Here is a 19,184-nt window from a genome sequence, read left to right on the forward strand (position 1 = left end):
ACTTATATCGATCTGATCAACTTCCTCGTAAATCCTGAAAAAGCAATTATAGGATATAACAGCGAAGTAAAAAGCTACCAACTAACACTTTTTAAAACCTAAAAAGGGGGCTTTGTTTTAATTGTCGCCGTTAAATATCCCTCAATTAAACACAAATGACCTTTTTTTCTCCTTTTTTATGTTTATCGGACAACAGTGACTCTTGACTCTTGACTCTCTCCCCTTACTTGTTAACAAGAATTACTTTACCCGGATTGATGCCTGTGGTTATAGAATATTCTTTTTTTCCTGTTTTGTCAAAAGCAAACAAAGTTCCGTTTGATGCATAATCTTTGGCATCGGTAACAAATACTTCGCCTGTTGTTGGGTCGGCCGCTATCGTGTACGGTGTAGTTATTACGGTGCCATCGGTAATAAAGTTGGCTTGTACCGCAGTTTGTGTTTTGGCATTGTAAACTGCAATCTTATTATCGGCTGTTAAATAGTAAACAAAATCGCCCGATACTGTGATTGGAATGATGTAGCCTACCGAAATTACCGGGGCCGTTTTTACCACATCAGTTTTACTGTCAATAATAGTTAAACCGCCGGCAATTTTATCATAATCGCCTAATGATACCACGTAAACATTATTGTAAGCATCGGTAGCCATGCTTACGGGATTTGCGGTTACTGTTATCTTTTTTGTCTCGGTTAAAGTACCCAGGTCAATTACAGAAACTGTATTATCGAAAACGCCGGTTGATGATAAGCCGCCAGAGTTAGCCACATACAATTTCCCGTTAGATACCACTAATTGCTCGGGATTGCGGCCAACGGTAATGTACTTGATAATGGTTAATGAAGCCGTATCCATTACTGCTACTGTGCCATCATAGGAGGTAATAAAGGCATTGCTCTTGTAAAAGGCTATGCTTCTTGGCTGGCGGGCACGCGCTTTATTTTTTAATGTGGTATTTACAATACTGTCCTGTTTAATCAGTTTGCCGGTTTTAGCGTTCACAACATCAACTACGCTTGATACATTAACAACGATGTACATTTTTGAGCCATATATTTGGGCGTCATTACCTGTATCGCCCAGCGGGCTGCCGTTTACGCTGCTATAAAAATCGGCAGTAAGTAATTTAGTTGTATAGTTGTAAAAAGTCAGGCTGCTGTTATTACTACCAAAGCCACCCTGGTTAATAATGTATAAACCAGCCCTTTCGGCCGTTGGGGTATCGGTTGTTGGAACGATTTTGTCTTTATGGCATGATGAAAGCAGAGCTATCATCGTTGAAGCAATAAATAAATAATTGAGTTTGTTTTTTTTCATAATATTGATTGTTAGATAGTTATTTGAATGGAAAACCTGACAGACCGGCCGGGCATCGGATAGCTTTGCACAACAGCGTAGCTTTTTGCAAAAAGATTATTAACCTCTGCTGATGCAACAACAGCTTTCTTTTTTAATAAAAAGTGATAAACAACAGATGCATCGCTGATGGCGTACCCGGCTAAATAATCAGACGCAAGATTGTCGTTGGTGTAATATCGTGACGATGAAATTACCTGGTTATAATAAACCCCTAAATGGCCGCGATCAACACCTGCATTAAGCGAAACTGTGTTTTTAGGCGTATAAGGCAACTGGTTAAGATATACAGAAGATGTAGGGTCGGTTACATTTAGTGCCTGCTGGTACGAATAATTTACAGCCAATGATGCCTTCCAGCCTTCGGCAGGTTTAGCCTGCGTTTTTAAGCCTACATCCAATCCCTTAATATCAACCTTGCCAAAATTCTGGATCGACCGGTTAAAGGCGTCCTTCGGGATAAATACAATCTTATTATCCACATGATTATAATAGGCATCGGCTGTTAAAGTGATGTAATTAAAAAAGCCGCTTAATGCCTTGCCATACGTGGCGCCCAAATCAAATTGTTTAGTATACTCCGGTTTTAACATAGGATTGCCGATGGCGCTGTAATAAAGTTCATCAAACGTAGGGTTGCGAAAAATATATTTGTAAAAGGCCCGTATCTGAATATTTGAGGTTTTCAAGGGCTGAAAGGTAGCCTCAACCGTGGGCGAATAAACATTCTTAGGCGGGGCCGCGGCACCGTTTTTTACAGTTTCGGTAATATGGGTATTCAGCAAACTTCCCTGCAACTGGAATTTACCGATGCGCAGGTTACTGGCCAATACATTTAATAATGTCAGCCTTGTTGGATAACTAAAATTGGCAAGGTTTGCATCAAGATTATTGACCGACAAATCGGCAGCGTAGGATACTTCCCATGCAGTTGTTAGATGGTAAGCCAAAGCTGCCGAACCATAATATTCATGTTGCGTAAAGCGCTGGTCTAAACGTCCTTCGTTGTTAAAATAATCAGGATCGAGGTAACGGAGATAGTTTTTTGAAACCTTAGCGTTCACTAAAAGATGTAAAGAATTGTGCCACTGACGTTCATAGCCACTCTGGAAAAAAAAGTCCCGGTTCCAAAGCCGCGTTGCCGATATGGTGGGATTATAAAGCACCACAGCGCCGGGAATGCCCCGTTCAGCATGATAATAGTTTACGTGTAAATTAAATTTGTTACTATCGGTTTTGGCCCAGTATAAAGCGCCATCTACCTGTTGGGCGCCGATATCATCATTGCTGCGCGTATGTACAGAGTCGGCCCCAACGACGCTGGTTTTATAGTTATACCGGCCGTTAGCATGCTCTGTGTAACTGTTTACTATAAACGACCAGTTATTATTAACACGTTGTTGCCATTGGAGATATGGGTTTACTAAGCCAAAAGAACCTGCCTTAACACCCGCTGTTACCTGGTAAGGTTTACCAATACTAAGACTGGGTTTTACCGTTTTTATAGCCAGTACACTTGATGATGCAAACGACCGCGCCGGCATACAAATACCAGGGGGCTGGCCAATGTAAAGTGAAATTTCCTGTACGTTGTTCAGGTTTAGCTTACTGAGGTCGACCTGGCCGTTTTCGGCATCGTTAATTTGTACGCCATCATATAAAACAGCGGTATGGTTGGCACTCAGGCCGCGTACCGAAACTGTTTTTAAGCCTCCAACCCCACCGTAATCCTTCAGTATAACACCGGCAAAATTACGGATAGCATCGGCAACATTAAATGCGCTGTAACGTTCAAAATCGCCGGCCAAGACCTGCTGTGTTGGTGTAATGGTTTGAATTTTGGGGATGGCAGACGAAGAAACGGTAACCTCTTTGATTTTTTTTGCGGTGTCTGTTTGAGCAGATACGCTATTGTAAACAACAACCTGCAGCAAAAAAAACGCTGCCGCTAAAACCGGTGCGGGTAAATGCTTATGAAAACAAAGTAAGTTTTTTTTCATGTTGTTGTACGCAAAGCGCTCACAGCACACACGGAAACAGAATTGTTTGAAATGAAAATACGCCAATAAACAAGAGCATTCACATCCAAGCTTCAATCCCCGAAAGCTATGAATTGCATTATCGCTCTGGCAGGTCTTCTGACTTACTCCCCTTTCGTTCTGTCTTCCCTTTGCCTAAGCGCAAGTGACTTTAATAGAATGAACTATGGTTATGGAGCTTACAGCTGCGGGACAGTTCCGGATTCACACCGTATTCCCTTTTAATCCTTTATGATATACTATAAAGAAACCTAAAGCGCCGCAAAGGTAGTTTATGTACGGCAGATACGCAAGTTGTTTAAAATGCCCAATGCTGGTGTAAAGCCATCCGTTTAGCCATCCCACTTGTTTTTGTATGGCATTATCATAATTTTTGCGGATTTTTGGATCCAAGATCATGCGCTATTTTTTTCATATTGGTTATCACGGCACACAGTACAGCGGCTGGCAAAAACATGCCGGCGTTGCAAGTGTACAAGCTGTTTTTGAAACCGCTTTAAGCCAAATTTTAAAAACGCCTACAACTGTTAACGGCTGCGGCCGTACCGATGCGCAGGTGCATGCCAGCCAATTTTTTTTTCATATAGATGTAGAGCAAGAATGGGATTTCGACCTCCTTTTCCGCCTCAATAAAATGCTGCCGGATGATATCGCGGTATTTGATATCATCCCGATGCAGGGCCTGCCCCACGCCCGGTTTGATGCCGTGCAACGCTCCTATTATTATTTTATTCATACTTATAAAGATCCTTTTTTAAGTGCTTTTAGCGCGTTATACCCCGAAACCAATCTTAACATTGATGAAATGAAAAAGGCGGCGGCGCTGCTACCGCTTTATAACGATTACCGCGCCTTTTGTAAAATGCCCGACAGGATTGACCATACCATTTGTAACGTGAGCTTGGCAAGCCTTTTTGTTAGCAGCAACGGCGACAGGCTCCGGTTCAACATATCGGCTAACCGGTTCTTGAGCAAAATGATCAGGATCATTATTGGCCGCCTGTTGGAAATTGGCCGTGGAGAAATGAGTGTTGATGAATTTGAAAGTCATCTCATCAGTAAACAAACGCCCAGAATTATTATCCCTGCTTATCCCCAGGGATTGTACCTGTCAAAAGTAACCTATCCCTACCTTGACATTCCCGCCAAACCAACGTTTACCGGCCTGCTCCAAAAGGACGAAAACACTGTTTGGCAGTCAATATAATACCTAAAGTATTCCCTGTCTTGCCTCTTGATTCTTGATTCTTGACTCTTTTCAAGGAAATTTAGGTAAATTCGCCCTCTTAAATACTTAATAAAGTTCTCAGATGGTGTGGTTTGAAAAATTGAAGCTGAAAAAACAGCTGGTTCGGTCGGTAAATGAAGCTGGTTTTATAAACCCTAAAGAACTGCAATTAAAAACGCTTTCGAGAATTGTAGGCGGCCAGGATATCATCGCCATTGGTTACGAAGGCAGTGGCAAAACTACCACCTATGTACTGGGTGTTTTAAACCGCTTTAATTATGCCCCCGAAGGCGTCCCGCGTGTATTAATCCTTGTGCCCGATAAAGAGGATGTATTTGGAGTAATTGAGCAATTCGACCGCCTGAACAAAAATAAATCGATAAAAATTGTTGGTTTATACGTGGCTCCGGGTATTGAAGCCCAGATGGACGCATTAGCCGATGGCGCCGATATTGTAGTTGCTACTCCTGACAGGGCGCGTGCTATTTACCTGAAACTTGCCCTTAACCTTAACAAGGTTGATATGTTTGTGGTTGATGATGCCGATGAAATGATAAAAAGAGGCTTGCAGCTACCTGTTGTAGAATTGGCAAATAGCATTGGCAAAAGTCAGAAACTGGTATTTACCGAAGTAATGCACAGCAAACTGCAAAAAATGCTTGATCCGTTCATGAAAGAGCCTGCTATTGTAGAAGTAGAAGCATTGGCAGAACAACCCTTAGAAACACATCCGCAATTTTTATATAACGTACCCAACTTCGGTACTAAATTAAACCTGCTCAATTTGTTTATGTACGATGAAGAGCTATTTACCAAAACCGTAGTTTTTGTAAATACACGTGCAACTGCCGATAAAGTTTATAAAAGCCTGCAAACCCGTTTACGTACAGCGGTGGCGTATTTAAACCCCCAGTTTTTTGATAGCCCGGGTTTTAAATCGATAAATGATTTTAAGGCTGATGAAGGTGCCAGGGTACTGTTGGTAGCTAATGAGCAGGAAGAAACTTTTAGCCTGGCCGATATTCCTTTCATCATTCATTTTGATGTGCCGGCAGAAAAAGAACTATTTATTGATCGTGTGACAAATCATTACCCCGAAAGCGGGAACGAGACAATGGCCCTCACTTTTGCTACCGACCTGGAGCTTAGCCAGGTTAAAAAGATTGAGCAGGCCACCGGCAAAAAAATAGCCCTTGCCGAGTTACCCGAAGAGCTTATTATTGAAAAAGAGGTAAAAGCAAAAAAAGAACCCAAACCAAACCCCGATGCGCCTATAGTTGGCGCGGCTTTCCATGAAAAAAAGGCTGCCAATTCAAAAACTTATAACTTTAGTTCGGGCCAAAAGGCTAAAATGAACAATAAGCGCAAGCACTAATTTTTTTTGGCAAAGTAGTAGATGTACATATCCTCTACCTTTTTACGTGCCCACGGCGTTTTGCGCAAAAACTTCAGGCTGGATGATATGCTGGGATTATCCAAAAAACAATTAATTCTTATCTGGTAGCCTAACTCGGGCCAGCCAAAACGGGCAACCAGTTCGTTCAAAATCATTTCTAAAGTTTTACCGTGCAGCGGGTCTTTGTTTTTTTCGTCCATATGGGCAAAGTTAAAAAATATGGTTCAGCTTGTTTTAGATAAAATGCTATGTACTACCGGTAACCGGTTGTTAATATTGGCATAACTAATTTAGTCTTAACCCCGTTTAACTATTCATCAAATAATTATAAACAATCCCGTAATAAGTTTTAAATTAGAAATCTGTGCGTACGCCAAAATCTTATGTTTTTCTGATGTCAATAAGGGGCTTAAAGTATTACCTGTTATTCATTTTTATAGCATGTTCATTTTGGGTTTCGGCCCAGGAGCATCCTATGCACTTTCAGCACATAGGCAGTAAAGAAAATCTTTCTGAGCTTAACATCAACGCCATGATCCAGGATAAGCAAGGCTTTATCTGGGTTGGCACCCGCGACGGCCTAAACCGTTACGACGGCAATAAATTTAAAGTTTTCAGGAATGATGTTAACGATAAAACCAGCATTAGCAACAACTACATAAACCACATTGCCGAAGATAAGGACGGCAGTTTATGGGTAGCCACAAGTGGAGGCCTTAATAAATTCGACCCGAATAAGAATCGTTTTACGCGTTTTCTGCACAACGATAAAATTCCAAACACACTGGCCAGCAACTTTACCGTAAATATTGCTTTGGATAATAACGGTAATTTATGGATAGCTACCTTGAAAGATGGCGTTGACCAATATATTATTAATCAGCATAAATTTATCCACTACCGCAACAACAAGCGCGATTCAACCAGTTTAAGCGATGATAACGCCAGGGTTACTTATGTTGACAGTAAAGGCGATGTTTGGATTGGAACCGCCTATGGAGGCATCAATCTTTTTAACCCAAAAACCAGAAGCTTTACCAATTTTAAACACGACGAGCGTGATGGCGGTACCATATCGGCAGATAGGATAACCAGTATTTTCGAGGACAGCAACCATCGCCTATGGGTAGGCTGCGGTTCTGGCGGTTTAAATCTCTACGACCCGACTACGGTAACTTTTCGCCATTTCAAAAACGACCCCAATAACAGCAATTCATTAGCCTATAATAGCATCCAATGTATTGCCGAGGATGGTAACCATAATTTATGGATTGGCACCGAAAACGGCGGCCTTAGCATTTTTAATTATGAAAAGGGCACATTCAGCAACCATTTGCAGGATGAAGTAGATAATACGAGTATCGCCAGCAATTCAGTTGATGTGATACTAAAAGATAACACCGGTAACATGTGGGTGAGCGGTTTTGCCTCGGGTATCAGTTTATATAAAAAGGTAACCGATAACTTTAAACATTACAACCATAACTCGCTGGCCAATAGCATATCCAATAATTTTGTTTTAAGTATCCTGGAGGACAAAAAAGCAAACATCTGGATAGGCACGGACGGTGGCGGGCTCAACCAGTTCGATCCTAAAAAAGGCACATTTAAAGCATATCGTTATAATGATGCCGACAAAACAAGTATAGGCGGCAACTACGTTTTAGCGTTAAAAGAAGATTACAAAAATAATTTGTGGATAGGCACCTGGGGGGATGGCATGAGCGTAATGGATTTACAAACCCACAAATTCAAATCGTATCGCAATAAACCCAACGACTCTACCAGTTTAAGCGGCAATAATGTTTATGCTGTTGCCGTTACTCCCGATAATAAAATTTGGTGTGGCACACTGGGCCAGGGTTTGGATTTATTTAACCCAAAAACAAATGGCTTTATCCATTACCGGCATGATCCGGCTGACCCAACAAGCGTAGGCAGTGATAATATTAACTCCCTTTTAGCCGATTCGAAAGGAAACCTTTGGGTTGGYACCAACGATGGCAGCCTTGATTTGTTTGACCCGGAAACCAACTCATTTAAAATATACAAATACGATGTGATAAAAAACAGCACGGGAAATAACGCCGCGCTCGATTTATTTGAAGATCACCTGGGCAACATCTGGATTTGTACTTATAATGGATTAACGCACTTTGATACACATACCAGGCAGTTTAGCAATTACAAAGCAAAAGACGGCCTGCCAAACGATTACACCTATGCCATAAGGGAAGACAGGAACAATAACTTATGGATAAGCACCAATAATGGTATTTCAAGGTTTAATCCCCGTACAAAGCAATTCAGGAATTTCACAGTAGAGGACGGTTTACAATCCGACGAGTTTAAACCCCATTCGGCAGCGATTAGTAAAGACGGCACCATTTATTTTGGAGGAATCAACGGTTTCAACATGTTTGATCCTGAAAAAATAAGTGAAACTTCATATGACCCGCCGCTGATATTAACCGATTTCCAGATTTTTAATAAAACGGTACTGGTAGCTCAAAACGATAACGATCCTTCACCGTTAAAAGAAGATATTTCGGAGGCCAAATCAATTACGCTAACCCATGAGCAGTCGGTAATTTCATTTGAGTTTGTATCGCTTGATTTTGGGCTGGCGAGCAAAAAACAATATGCTTACCAATTGGTGGGCTTTGATAAAATATGGAACTATGTAGGTAACAAAAATACGGCTACCTATACCAACCTATCGGCGGGCACTTACACGTTTAAAGTGAAAAGCCGTAACAGCGATGGTAAATGGTCGCGTCACGAACTTACTTTAGAAATTATTGTTTTACCCCCATTTTGGCTAACCTGGTGGTTTTTATCACTTACTACCTTGTTTGTATTTGCCATAATTTACAGTTTATATAAAGCCAAGGTAAATAACATCGAAAGACAAAAACGTTTGCTGGAAGAGCAGGTATCTGAGCGTACGGCCGAAGTTTTACAGCAATCGCAGAAATTAAAAAAGCAGTCGGAAGATTTGCAGGTGTTAAACGAAGAATTGCAATCCCAATCAGAAGAATTGCATGCCTTAAACGAGGAATTGCTATCCCAGTCGGAAGAGCTTGAATTGCATATGGCGCATGAAAAAGAGGCCCGCGAAGAGGCCGACAAAGCCAACCAGGCCAAAAGTATTTTCCTGGCCACCATGAGCCACGAAATTCGTACGCCGATGAATGGTGTTATAGGCATGGCTTCTCTTTTAGGCGAAACCGAGTTGAACACCGAACAGCGGGAATATACCGATACCATCATTTCATGTGGTGATAGTTTGGTAAATGTAATTAATGATATCCTCGATTTCTCGAAGATAGAATCGGGTAAAATGAACATGGAGCAGGAGGATTTTGACCTTCGCCATTGCATTGAGGAAGTGATGGACATTTTCTCGCCTATAGCGTCACAACAAGGCCTGGAATTGGTGTACCAGATAGACCCTGCCCTGCCCCAGCAGGTTATTGGTGATAGTTTGCGCCTTAAACAGGTTATCACCAATTTAACCGGCAATGCGCTCAAATTCACGCAAAAGGGCGAGGTATTTATCAAGGTATTTTCGTCGAAAACACATCCCGATGGACAGATTGAAATAGGTTTCAGCATCATGGATACCGGCATAGGTATTTCTGAAGAAAAAGTATCCAGCTTGTTTAACGCCTTTTGGCAGGCCGACTCATCAACAACGCGCAAATACGGCGGCACCGGCCTTGGCCTGGTAATTAGCCAGCGCCTGGTTAAATTAATGGGCGGCGATATTTGGGTTGAGAGTGTGTATGGCGAAGGATCGGTATTTGTGTTTACTATAAAAGTTGCGGTAAGCCAAAAACAATCAAAATATGTTCCCCTGGTGTTTGATACCGCCGACCTGGAAGGCAAAAAAGTATTGGTGGTTGATGATAACAAGACCAATCGTTTTATCCTTAAAACGCAACTGGAGCAATGGGGCCTTATTACACGCACAGCGTCATCTGCCACTGAGGGACTTGATTTGCTGGCCAATGAGAAAGACTACAACCTGATTATTACCGATATGGAAATGCCGGAGGTAGATGGCGTTGGCTTTGCCGAGGCTGCCAAAGCAAAATATCCGCAGCTGCCCATTATCATGCTCAGTTCCATTGGCGATAGCTCGAAGGTAAAATATCCGGGCCTATTTGCAGCTATTTTAACAAAACCGGTTAAACAAAACCAGCTAGGCAAAAGTGTACAAGCCGAATTGAGGAGCGCTGGGAGTGCACCTGTGGCAGAGCCAAAGGCAGTTAAGCTGCTTGACAGTAATTTTGCGGCGGAATTCCCTTTAAATATACTTGTAGCGGAAGATAACCAGGTTAACCAAAAACTCATTAGCCGGATGTTGAGTAAGCTGGGTTATGAATTTACAATGGCCGAAAACGGGCTTGAAGTATTAAAGAAACTTGACGAGCAGGAATTTAATGTGGTATTGATGGATGTGCAGATGCCCGAAATGGACGGTTTTGAGGCCACCCGGTCAATCCGCGAAAGCGACCGCAAGCTACAGCCCTTTATCATCGCCATGACCGCCAATGCAGGCCCTGATGACCGTGACTTGTGCATAGCCGAAGGTATGGATGATTATATTGCGAAACCCATGAAATCGGAAGGGCTAATTGCCGTGTTGAAAGCGGCGCATAAAATGATGGCCTGGGTGAGTAAGAAGGTTAAGTAGATCAATAATACGGAAGTGTTTTACTCTTAAAACGCTCCAAATCTATAGCTTCCGTGAAATAACTTCCAAATTTCCTGGAAAGGTACGGATCCCTGAATTTCACAATTGTATATCCACTGTCGTAACAAACAATCTCTATCTCTGCATTAGGGTGTTGTATATTTCCATTTTTCCAGATCAGGGGATTACCTTCAGCAAATGGCAAATTATTTTCATCTATCGCCGGCTCAAAAGAACCAGGTATTCCCAAAATGACGCCCCAATATATTTGCAAATCGGCAGCGAGCAGTCGCTGAAATTCATTTTCGGACAATAAAAAATAATCTTCATCATGATTTACCGGCACCGCAAAAGCTTCAACCGAACCTGATGTATTATATTCTAAATCCGATATCAACCAGTTAAACTGTTCCAAGTCTTCTAAAATGGGCAACAAAACCTCATTCAAATAAGTATGCCCCGAAAGCCTGATACAACTTCTTATAATCCAATTCATGTTTTTGTTTAGTGCCCTACCCCATCAACTCCTTCATCAGCTTATCAAAAGCTTCTTTCATTTCGGCAAGTTCGTGCTCCAGTTTGGCTACACGTGCTTCAAGACCGCTTGGTGAACGACCGCCTGCTTCTTCTATTTCCTCGTCATCATTAATATCAGGAGTGCCGGCTAATAAGTGAGCGTAACGCTGTTCTTTTTGACCGGGACGTTTAGGCAACTGTACTATGTAAGGCATGGCCGGATCGGCCAGTTTTTCCAACATTTCCTGAACTTCTTCTATTGATTCAAATTCATACAACCTGCCCGAGTTGGTGTTTAACTCGCCAGGAGTTTGCGGACCACGCAATATCAGCAGACAAATCAAAGCCACTTCGGCCGGGATCACCGGGAAAACAATAGCAAAATTGTGTTTGTACTTGATATTACGGATAGATCCGCCGGTTGCCGTTGAAATTAGTCCGCGCCGTTTAAGGGTGTTTAGTGCTTCGGTCACAATGGCCTCGTCATAATTAACTACCGGCTTGCGGGAGGTTTTTTGGTTACAGGCAGCTGTTAAACCGTTAAGGGTCATGGGGTAATAATCGGGTGTGGTTTTGCTTTTTTCCATCAGCGAGCCAAGCACACGCAGTTCGGCAGCATCAAGTACGGGTAAAGTTTGCGGTGAATCCATGGCTAAATATAAGCAGGTTTTTATAAGTGCAAAAAAACTTCAGTTTATTTAAAAGACTAGGCAAGTCAGAAACAAAAATATTCAGTAAATCCGTTACTTTGTATCATACATTTGAAGTGATGGCTTTTAGCTTTCGACCTTCAGCTTTTGGCTCAAAAACATGTCTTTATTTATTACATCACTAAATTCGGGAAGTAATGGCAATTGCTATTATGTGGGGAACGATCAGGAGGCTATTTTGGTTGATGCAGGTATATCTTGTCGCGAAACCGAAAAACGCATGGCCCGCCTGGGCCTGCCCATGAGCAAGGTAAAAGCCATTTTTGTATCCCATGAGCATTCCGACCATATCCGGGGCATCCCGGTACTGGCCAAAAAGTTTAACCTGCCTGTATATATCACCCCAGGCACCCTGCTCCATTTAGGAAATACCGTGGATGCCAAACTAATCCATCACCTGCGCGAGTTTGAAACGGTTGCCATTGGCCAGCTGGAAGTAACATCCTTCCCCAAAGAGCATGACGCATCAGAGCCACATAGTTTTATAGTTAGCTGCCGCGACATTAAAGTTGGGGTGTTTACCGACCTGGGCATGGTTTGCGACAGGCTTATCCGCTATTTCAACCAATGCCACGCCGCCTTTTTAGAGGCTAACTACGATGAGGTTATGCTGGACACCGGTGGTTACCCGTATCACCTTAAAAGACGTATCCGCGGCGGCAAGGGGCACCTGAGCAACAAACAGGCTCTGGCACTATTTACGACACATCGCCCGGCACATATGACGCATTTGCTGCTATCGCACCTGTCCAAAAACAACAACGATCCAAAACTGGTGGAAGAGCTTTTTACCGCCTGCGCCGATGGTGTTCACATTGTTGTTGCTTCCAGGCACGAAGAAACCCCGGTTTATCTTATTGACGGCAACCAGGGTAAAACGCTGGAAGTTTTAGGGCAGCTTGATTTGGGCTTCAATTAATCGCCGGCCCTATCCTGCATAAATATGGTGCTTAATATTTCGTAGAGTTCGGGATGCTTGTGTTTGAGTTCAGTTGGCTTTTGAAAGAAATATTCAGCCACTACCGCAAAAAATTCAGCTTCGTTGGTAATTGCATAGGGATTGATGTCCGATTTACCTGCTTCAATTTTATGAATTTCCTGGTGTATCATCTTTAACCAGGGCAACACATACTCATGCGCCAGCAGGTTTTCGGGCACGCCGTCGGTAGCGCCATCGCTTTTATCCAGCAAGTGCACAAATTCATGAATAGCGGTATTCTCTTTCCCTGCCGATTTGGAGAAACCTTTGATGAGCGCCGCACGTGATAATATCATCTGCCCGTTCATGTAACCACTGCCTACCATACCTAATATGTTCCTGCTCCCGCCTTCAAACTGAAATTCGCCATCAAAGGTATCCGGGTATAATATTACATTGGTCAAGTTGCGGTATTCCCAATCTTTAAAACCAAAAATGGGGATCACCGCACTTGAGGCTATCATCACCCTGTCTGTATCATCAACCACAGTTCCCACACCTTCTATGGTGATGCCCGTTAAAAAGCTATTTACTTTCTGCTCAAACAACAGTTTGCCTGCGTTGTCCAGCTCCTGGTAAAAGGATATATTTTGCAATAAAATGGATTTGTAATCTGTAGGAGCAACAATATTTGCCGATTTTGATTTGTTATTTTTCAAAACCAAGTAGCCAATAAGTGCTAAAACGATAAAGCCAATTATGATAAAAGCCATGCAGTAAATATGAGGATTAAATAAAGTAAAACAACAGCATAACCAATGCGGCAATAAAAGTATTTAAAAAGTTAACAGCATTATTACCGATAATGCCTTTGCGCTCCAACAGTGCCCCAAATACCGAATCACTTAAATTTCCGGCTGTGCCGGCTATAACTATCCAAATCAGGTTCAGGCCCCAGCCAAAACCAATGCCATAAATTAAGGCTATTATACAGCTTCCTGCAATACCAATTAGCGTACCTTCTGCGCTTATTACGCCATCCAATCCCCGTTGGTCGGGTTTCAAGCTGATAACATTGAAAAACCTGTTGCCATAAACCGTCCCCAGTTCAGACGATAACGTGTCGGCTGTGGCCGAGGCAAACCCAGCAGCCATCATCAGCGTAAATAAATGACTATAACGGGGATAAAATAACACCAGGATGCCAATAACAGCAGGCACGCCTGCATTGGCCAATACCTGCCCGGTTGTTCGGCCACCTTTATGTTCTTCGGCTGTGGTAAACGCCTGCTTTTTATTTTGTTGCCAGGATGTAGCTGCCGACCCTAAAATAAAAAAGCTGGTCATCATGGCTATGCCTGTAAACCCTGCACCCGTAAAAACCAGGTAAGCCACTACCCCACCGGTTAAAGCAGCAGCAACGGTTAGCTTTTTGGCGATAACGCTATAGCTTATACCAGCAATAATAATGACAGCCAATAAGGCATTACTGTAAAACATAATTGCCAAAGGTATTTAATGTACCGGTAATTAGGCGGTCAATTGCTACTTTTGCCACAGCATGAAAGATATTTTAGGCCAGGCCATACATAGTCATTACTATAAAAAAGCAACCCACAAATTGTGGATTAACAACCAGTATGGCCCAAAGGAGGAAATGCCTATTGAAACCTATTTCAGGGATGAGGATGATATGCCCGATATTGAATGGCTTGCCTTAAATGAATGCCGCGGCGAAGTATTGGATATTGGCGCAGGTGCCGGCAGCCATGCCCTTGTGCTACAAGAACGTGGCTTTGATGTAACTGCCCTGGAAATTTCTGCCTTAGCCGTAGATGTAATGCAGGCACGCGGCGTTAAAAAAGTGGTTACCGCCGATATTTTTGAATACAACGATCATAAATACGACACGCTGTTGCTGCTTATGAATGGTATCGGCCTTACAGGTACATTATCCAACTTAAAAACTTTCCTGCAGCACACCAAACTACTGCTTAATAAAGGTGGACAGTTGCTTTTTGATTCATCTGATATTGATTACCTGTATGAAGGAAACCTACCCGATACCGAAGAATACTACGGCGAACTAAGCTACCAGTACCAGTACAATCGCCAAACATCCGGTTGGTTTCCGTGGCTTTATATAGACGAAAAAACGTTAACCACTATTGCCAACGAAGCCGGTTATGATATAGAAGTTTTACTGGAAGATGAATATCAGCAATACTTGGTTAGATTGAGCCTCCTCTAAATCTCCCCCTGAAGGGAGAGACTTTTAAAACTATAGGGGCTATTGACGATTTTTCCGTTATAATGATCCATATACTCCCTTGGCGATTTACCGGTTACCGAACGGAATACCCGGTTAAAGTTGGTAATGCTTTTAAAACCACATTGATAAGCCGCCGCCGAGATACTTTCAACTTTATTGGCATTTAATATCTTACAGGCCTCGTTGATACGCACTTCGTTTAAAAAAGTGACGAATGTGTTACCTGTATGCTTTTTAAAATACCTGCAAAACGATTCGGACGTCATAAAGGCGGCTTTAGATACATCCTCCAGCGTTATAGGCTCCGTATAGTTTTGCATGATGTAATTGTAAATGTTACCTATCCTAATGCCCTCATTTTCGGTAATTCCGGGTAAATTACCATAAGATGATAGCGGCTGCAGCTGTTCGTTTATCTCGCTTAAGCCTTTCATCAGTTTTATAAACTGGATAAGTTGCCCGGCACCAGTGGTATCTCTTAAGGCAGTCATATTAATAATAGCCTTTTCCACATCGGGCAAGGGCACCTTAAATCCTTGCTGATGATGTTGTATAAATAGCTTAAAGGCCCTCATTTCCGGCAGCTCAAACAGCGGCGTTAATATTCCATCGGGATTAAAAAAAATACTCAGTGCGCTTATCGCATCCTCTGTTTCATTTTCAAAATATTCGGGATTGCTTTTAAACAGGTGCGGCAAATTTGCGCCTATTAAAAAAACATCGCCGGGCGCAAAATGGTGCATATTATTGCCGGCTATAAGTGTACCCTCCCCCTTTTGTATCCAGGTAATTTGCGCCTCCTTGTGCCGGTGCAGGTAAGGGTAAAAATAAGGCAGGCTAAACTGATCGGCAATTACGCTTTTATCATGGGGTACAGGAATGGTAAACTGTAAAACTTTCATCTGCAATTGCCTATTAACAAGCAAATATTATCATAAAATTGCTTATTTGTAAAATTATTCGGCTAATATCTGTCAAACACTACTAAAATAAGACAAAAAAATCCCCCGGCTGATTATTAAGCCGGGGGATTATTAAGCTATAGGTTGTTGTTAAAAGTGTAATGCCAGTTTGGTAAACATCCTCATACCGTTAAAACCCATTTGTACAGCATCAAAAGGACCGCCCGATTCACTATCACCCCATGATGATTGATGCGCGCCTTCTGTAACAGCTAAATCCGGGTGTACGTTAAATATGTTATCTACACCAACTGTCCATGAAATTTGCTTTGATATTTTATAAGAAACGTATATATCGGTAGTAGCTTTTCCGTGGAAAACAAAGTTTTCGGGAACAACACCTTTGCCGTTATCCAAATCAACATAAGGGTCCCAACCATTACCCGATGCAGAAGTATTAGCGCCGCCCGGGCCATCAGGGTTGGCGCCTGGTACGCTGCTATAACCGAAGCCTTGGGTGGTCAGTTTGCCATAATAGGTAATATGGCTGCCGGCGGCAAATTTACCATATCCGTATTCAAGCCCTAATGAGAATTTTTCGGCGGGAGCTGAAGCCTTTAAAAAGGCCGCTTCCCGTGTGCTAAAGTATGCTTGCTGGTGTGCATAGGTATCATTCAGCGCGGCCGGAATATTAACCTTATTGATGGTTATCCCTTGAATGTTACCGGCAAATAAAGCTGTGAATTTATTTTTACCCCATGATTTGCGATAATCTAACACAATGTCAATACCTCTGTTAGTTGTATTAACCGCATTGGTAAAGAAGTTGGCATTTGATACATTATTAGCTATAAGGTAGTCTTTTAGTGCGGCTACCGAGGTATCAAAAGCACCTGTAATTACTATCCTGTTTTTAATTTTAATGATGTAACCGTCAACTGTGACATTAAAATCATGCGTTGGTTTCCATGTAAAGCCTAAGCTGGTATTGGTTGAGGTTTCCTGGGTAAGCTTTGGAATCCCTACCTGGCGGGCGGCATCGGCATAATTTGGAATCAATTTAGCGTAAACCAGTTCACCTGCAATAATGTTAGTATTGGTATTACTAAAATTCATTTGTTGCAGTGAAGGTGCCCTAAAGCCGGTACTAAATGATCCCCGTACATTAAAGTTGTCGCTTACTTTATAGCGGGATGCTAATTTAAATGTGCTTACCCCTCCAAAATCCGAATAATGTTCAAGCCTGGCTGCACCGTCAACCAACCAATCTTTGGTTACATCTAAAGTACCTTCAATATAGGCGGCCTCATTTGTTCTGTTGGCTGTGGTTGCATCAGTTGGCTGGTAACCAGGATACCCTTCGGAACCGGAAGCTTTAGGAACACCGTTTAACAAAGCTCCGCCATTTCTGTAGGAGTCTGGCTCACCAGCGTATAGCTTATAGCGCTCATACCTGTACTCCCCGCCAAATGACAGCGTAAATCCTTGAGCCACATGTTCAAAATGTTTGGTTACGTCTAAATTGGCTGTGTTTTGTAAAAAGTTGAACCCGCCGTCATTAAACCTGGTTTTGGTATATTGCTCTGGTAAGGGCAATGAAGCATTAAAGGTTTGGTTACCCCAATAATGGAAATCATTATAGCCTGTATTATTACTCAAATCCCAGTCCCAGCCATCACCAATAGTCCCCTTAAAGCCCAATGCAGCCGACATATCTTTTATATAAACATCTTCCTGCGGGTTATAATATACATTGGCAGTATCCAAAGCTCCCGGCGTAGGGTCAAAAACACGCATAATGCCAGGTACAAATATCATCTTTCCGTTTTCGTCAGTCGGAAATTTTATGTGATTACTTGCGCTGCTCCACCTGCGTGTCCAGGCGTAAACATTGGAGTGTTTATAATTATAGCCGCCAAAAGAATAAAATGTGGTTTTACTGCCGGCAAGCGGGATTTCCATATTATACATTCCGCCGCCTGACTTTACAGATCCATCGCCAAAGGCCCGTCGCCAGGCATCAACACTCAGGGCATTGGGGTTGGTATCCCAGTTTGTTTCGGGTACAGCCCTAAACGTTTTACCCTGATCCATAAAGTTACCGCCAAAATTGATAAAACCACCATTTTTACCAATAGCCAGCCCGTAGTCCATCCCTAAAGTAAATGTTTTACCGTCAATCTGCGAACCGGTATAATATTGGCTCGGGTCAACGTTGTTCAATGTATTGTATTTATGATCGTAGTAACCACTGCCACCGATGTTGATATTCAGTTTATTTACATCTTTCTTCAAAACAAGATTGACAACACCGGCGATGGCATCAGAACCGTATTGCGCCGAAGCACCATCACGCAAAATCTCCACCCGGTCAATAGCAGCTTCGGGTATGGCATTTAAATCAGTGCCGCTATTGCCGCGGCCGCGGGTACCCACCTGGTTTACAAAGGCGGATAGGTGACGGCGTTTGCCATTAATGAGTACCAATGTTTGATCGAAACCCAGGCCCCGCAAACTGGCGAAGTCAATGGCGTCAGATCCGTCGCCGCCGCTTTGCTTGTTGTAGTTAAATGAAGGCACAGCCTGGTTTAGCTGGCTCATCAAATCGGGCTTGGCTGTAGTTTCGCCTATCTGGTTCATCCGGAGTACGTCTACAGGTACGGGCGAATCCATTTTAGTACGACCACCGCCGCGGCTTCCTACAACTACTACCTCTTTTAACCCTTCGGCCGAAGGTGCAAGATCCATATTCAATACCTTGGTTTCACCGGCAGCAAGCTGAATTGAGACTGTTTTCTTCTCAAGCCCTATAGCCGAAAAACTTACCTGGTAACTGCCCGCTTTTAATGTTAAACTGTACTTGCCATCTGCGTCTGTAATAGTGCCCGTGCCTGTAGGTACCACCTTAACCGTGCCCGCAGTAACGGGCTGCCCCGCGCTTGTAACAGTTCCCGTTAGCTTTTGGGCAAACACCGGCAGGCAGGCCAGTAGCAATGCTCCGAAAAGGAAAAAATGTAGTTTTAAATTCATGCTTTTGTTTGATTGGGTTGATTGTCATGTTAATTAATCAACAAAATAGCAATAAATTCTAATTAAATATCATTTTTGTTACAAAACACATAAAAAAAGAACAACTTTTATAT

The 19,184-nt window shown here is 42.6% G+C and carries 14 protein-coding genes and 1 riboswitch; of the genes, 5 read left to right on the top strand and 9 right to left on the bottom strand.

Features of this window, described 5'->3' with window-relative positions; translation table 11 throughout:
* Window positions 1-223: 223 nt before the first annotated feature.
* Both AC1DV1_RS29955 and AC1DV1_RS29960 read right to left on the bottom strand, forming a co-directional pair.
* Window positions 224-1,318, bottom strand: a complete 1,095-nt coding sequence (locus AC1DV1_RS29955; RefSeq protein ID WP_477368020.1) for a YncE family protein — start codon at window positions 1,316-1,318, stop codon at window positions 224-226.
* An 11-nt stretch (window positions 1,319-1,329) separates the two neighbouring features.
* Entirely contained in the window at window positions 1,330-3,357 is a 2,028-nt protein-coding gene (locus AC1DV1_RS29960) for a TonB-dependent receptor plug domain-containing protein (RefSeq protein WP_477368023.1), read from the bottom strand.
* Between the two features lie 112 nt (window positions 3,358-3,469).
* Window positions 3,470-3,666: riboswitch (cobalamin riboswitch) on the bottom strand.
* Between the two features lie 127 nt (window positions 3,667-3,793).
* Here AC1DV1_RS29960 and AC1DV1_RS29965 point away from each other — a divergent pair.
* Window positions 3,794-4,603, top strand: coding sequence for a tRNA pseudouridine synthase A (locus tag AC1DV1_RS29965; RefSeq protein WP_477368026.1), 810 nt, complete (start codon window positions 3,794-3,796; stop codon window positions 4,601-4,603).
* Window positions 4,604-4,706: 103 nt separating this feature from the next.
* Window positions 4,707-5,999 carry a DEAD/DEAH box helicase gene (locus AC1DV1_RS29970; protein WP_477368029.1) on the top strand — a complete coding sequence of 431 codons (1,293 nt, stop codon included), beginning with the start codon at window positions 4,707-4,709 and terminating at the stop codon, window positions 5,997-5,999.
* Here AC1DV1_RS29970 and AC1DV1_RS29975 read toward each other — a convergent pair.
* Complete coding sequence (locus AC1DV1_RS29975; RefSeq protein ID WP_477368032.1) at window positions 5,996-6,220, bottom strand: VF530 family protein; 225 nt, start codon at window positions 6,218-6,220, stop codon at window positions 5,996-5,998. The two genes, AC1DV1_RS29970 and AC1DV1_RS29975, sit on opposite strands and share 4 nt — an antisense overlap.
* 194 nt (window positions 6,221-6,414) lie before the next feature.
* Between AC1DV1_RS29975 and AC1DV1_RS29980 the strand changes: the two genes are divergently transcribed.
* On the top strand, window positions 6,415-10,722 hold the full coding sequence (locus tag AC1DV1_RS29980; RefSeq protein WP_477368035.1) for a hybrid sensor histidine kinase/response regulator: 4,308 nt from the start codon (window positions 6,415-6,417) through the stop codon (window positions 10,720-10,722).
* A gap of 1 nt (window position 10,723) precedes the next feature.
* On the opposite strand, the gene AC1DV1_RS29985 is transcribed toward AC1DV1_RS29980, so the two are convergent.
* Both AC1DV1_RS29985 and AC1DV1_RS29990 read right to left on the bottom strand, forming a co-directional pair.
* Window positions 10,724-11,218 carry a hypothetical protein gene (locus AC1DV1_RS29985; protein WP_477368038.1) on the bottom strand — a complete coding sequence of 165 codons (495 nt, stop codon included), beginning with the start codon at window positions 11,216-11,218 and terminating at the stop codon, window positions 10,724-10,726.
* 16 nt (window positions 11,219-11,234) lie between these two features.
* Window positions 11,235-11,888, bottom strand: a complete 654-nt coding sequence (locus AC1DV1_RS29990; protein ID WP_477368041.1) for a YceH family protein — start codon at window positions 11,886-11,888, stop codon at window positions 11,235-11,237.
* 160 nt (window positions 11,889-12,048) lie between these two features.
* Here AC1DV1_RS29990 and AC1DV1_RS29995 point away from each other — a divergent pair, with 160 nt between their 5' ends.
* Window positions 12,049-12,867, top strand: coding sequence for an MBL fold metallo-hydrolase (locus AC1DV1_RS29995; protein ID WP_477368044.1), 819 nt, complete (start codon window positions 12,049-12,051; stop codon window positions 12,865-12,867).
* On the opposite strand, the gene AC1DV1_RS30000 is transcribed toward AC1DV1_RS29995, so the two are convergent.
* Together AC1DV1_RS30000 and AC1DV1_RS30005 are read right to left on the bottom strand one after the other, a co-directional pair.
* A complete protein-coding gene (locus AC1DV1_RS30000) occupies window positions 12,864-13,640 on the bottom strand; it encodes a M90 family metallopeptidase (RefSeq protein WP_477368047.1) in 777 nt (258 codons plus the stop codon). The two genes, AC1DV1_RS29995 and AC1DV1_RS30000, sit on opposite strands and share 4 nt — an antisense overlap.
* A 16-nt stretch (window positions 13,641-13,656) precedes the next feature.
* On the bottom strand, window positions 13,657-14,367 hold the full coding sequence (locus tag AC1DV1_RS30005; RefSeq protein WP_477368050.1) for a DUF92 domain-containing protein: 711 nt from the start codon (window positions 14,365-14,367) through the stop codon (window positions 13,657-13,659).
* 61 nt (window positions 14,368-14,428) lie between these two features.
* Between AC1DV1_RS30005 and AC1DV1_RS30010 the strand changes: the two genes are divergently transcribed.
* Complete coding sequence (locus AC1DV1_RS30010; protein ID WP_477368053.1) at window positions 14,429-15,118, top strand: class I SAM-dependent methyltransferase; 690 nt, start codon at window positions 14,429-14,431, stop codon at window positions 15,116-15,118.
* On the opposite strand, the gene AC1DV1_RS30015 is transcribed toward AC1DV1_RS30010, so the two are convergent.
* Both AC1DV1_RS30015 and AC1DV1_RS30020 read right to left on the bottom strand, forming a co-directional pair.
* On the bottom strand, window positions 15,115-16,041 hold the full coding sequence (locus AC1DV1_RS30015; RefSeq protein ID WP_477368056.1) for an AraC family transcriptional regulator: 927 nt from the start codon (window positions 16,039-16,041) through the stop codon (window positions 15,115-15,117). The genes AC1DV1_RS30010 and AC1DV1_RS30015 overlap by 4 nt on opposite strands.
* Before the next feature lie 150 nt (window positions 16,042-16,191).
* The gene (locus AC1DV1_RS30020; RefSeq protein WP_477368059.1) at window positions 16,192-19,071 is read right to left on the bottom strand and encodes a TonB-dependent receptor; all 2,880 of its coding nucleotides are present in this window, start codon (window positions 19,069-19,071) and stop codon (window positions 16,192-16,194) included.
* Window positions 19,072-19,184: the final 113 nt, after the last annotated feature.

The sequence above is a fragment of the Mucilaginibacter sp. P4_D1 genome (assembly GCF_056401935.1).

Coding starts and splice junctions, on each gene's coding strand:
- AC1DV1_RS29995 (WP_477368044.1), top strand. CDS start 12,049: ATGTCTTTATTTATTACATCACTAAATTCGGGAAGTAATGGCAATTGC.
- AC1DV1_RS30015 (WP_477368056.1), bottom strand. CDS start 16,041: ATGAAAGTTTTACAGTTTACCATTCCTGTACCCCATGATAAAAGCGTA.
- AC1DV1_RS29965 (WP_477368026.1), top strand. CDS start 3,794: ATGCGCTATTTTTTTCATATTGGTTATCACGGCACACAGTACAGCGGC.
- AC1DV1_RS29970 (WP_477368029.1), top strand. CDS start 4,707: ATGGTGTGGTTTGAAAAATTGAAGCTGAAAAAACAGCTGGTTCGGTCG.
- AC1DV1_RS29985 (WP_477368038.1), bottom strand. CDS start 11,218: ATGAATTGGATTATAAGAAGTTGTATCAGGCTTTCGGGGCATACTTAT.
- AC1DV1_RS30010 (WP_477368053.1), top strand. CDS start 14,429: ATGAAAGATATTTTAGGCCAGGCCATACATAGTCATTACTATAAAAAA.
- AC1DV1_RS29975 (WP_477368032.1), bottom strand. CDS start 6,220: ATGGACGAAAAAAACAAAGACCCGCTGCACGGTAAAACTTTAGAAATG.
- AC1DV1_RS30005 (WP_477368050.1), bottom strand. CDS start 14,367: ATGTTTTACAGTAATGCCTTATTGGCTGTCATTATTATTGCTGGTATA.
- AC1DV1_RS29990 (WP_477368041.1), bottom strand. CDS start 11,888: ATGGATTCACCGCAAACTTTACCCGTACTTGATGCTGCCGAACTGCGT.
- AC1DV1_RS29955 (WP_477368020.1), bottom strand. CDS start 1,318: ATGAAAAAAAACAAACTCAATTATTTATTTATTGCTTCAACGATGATA.
- AC1DV1_RS30020 (WP_477368059.1), bottom strand. CDS start 19,071: ATGAATTTAAAACTACATTTTTTCCTTTTCGGAGCATTGCTACTGGCC.
- AC1DV1_RS29960 (WP_477368023.1), bottom strand. CDS start 3,357: ATGAAAAAAAACTTACTTTGTTTTCATAAGCATTTACCCGCACCGGTT.
- AC1DV1_RS30000 (WP_477368047.1), bottom strand. CDS start 13,640: ATGGCTTTTATCATAATTGGCTTTATCGTTTTAGCACTTATTGGCTAC.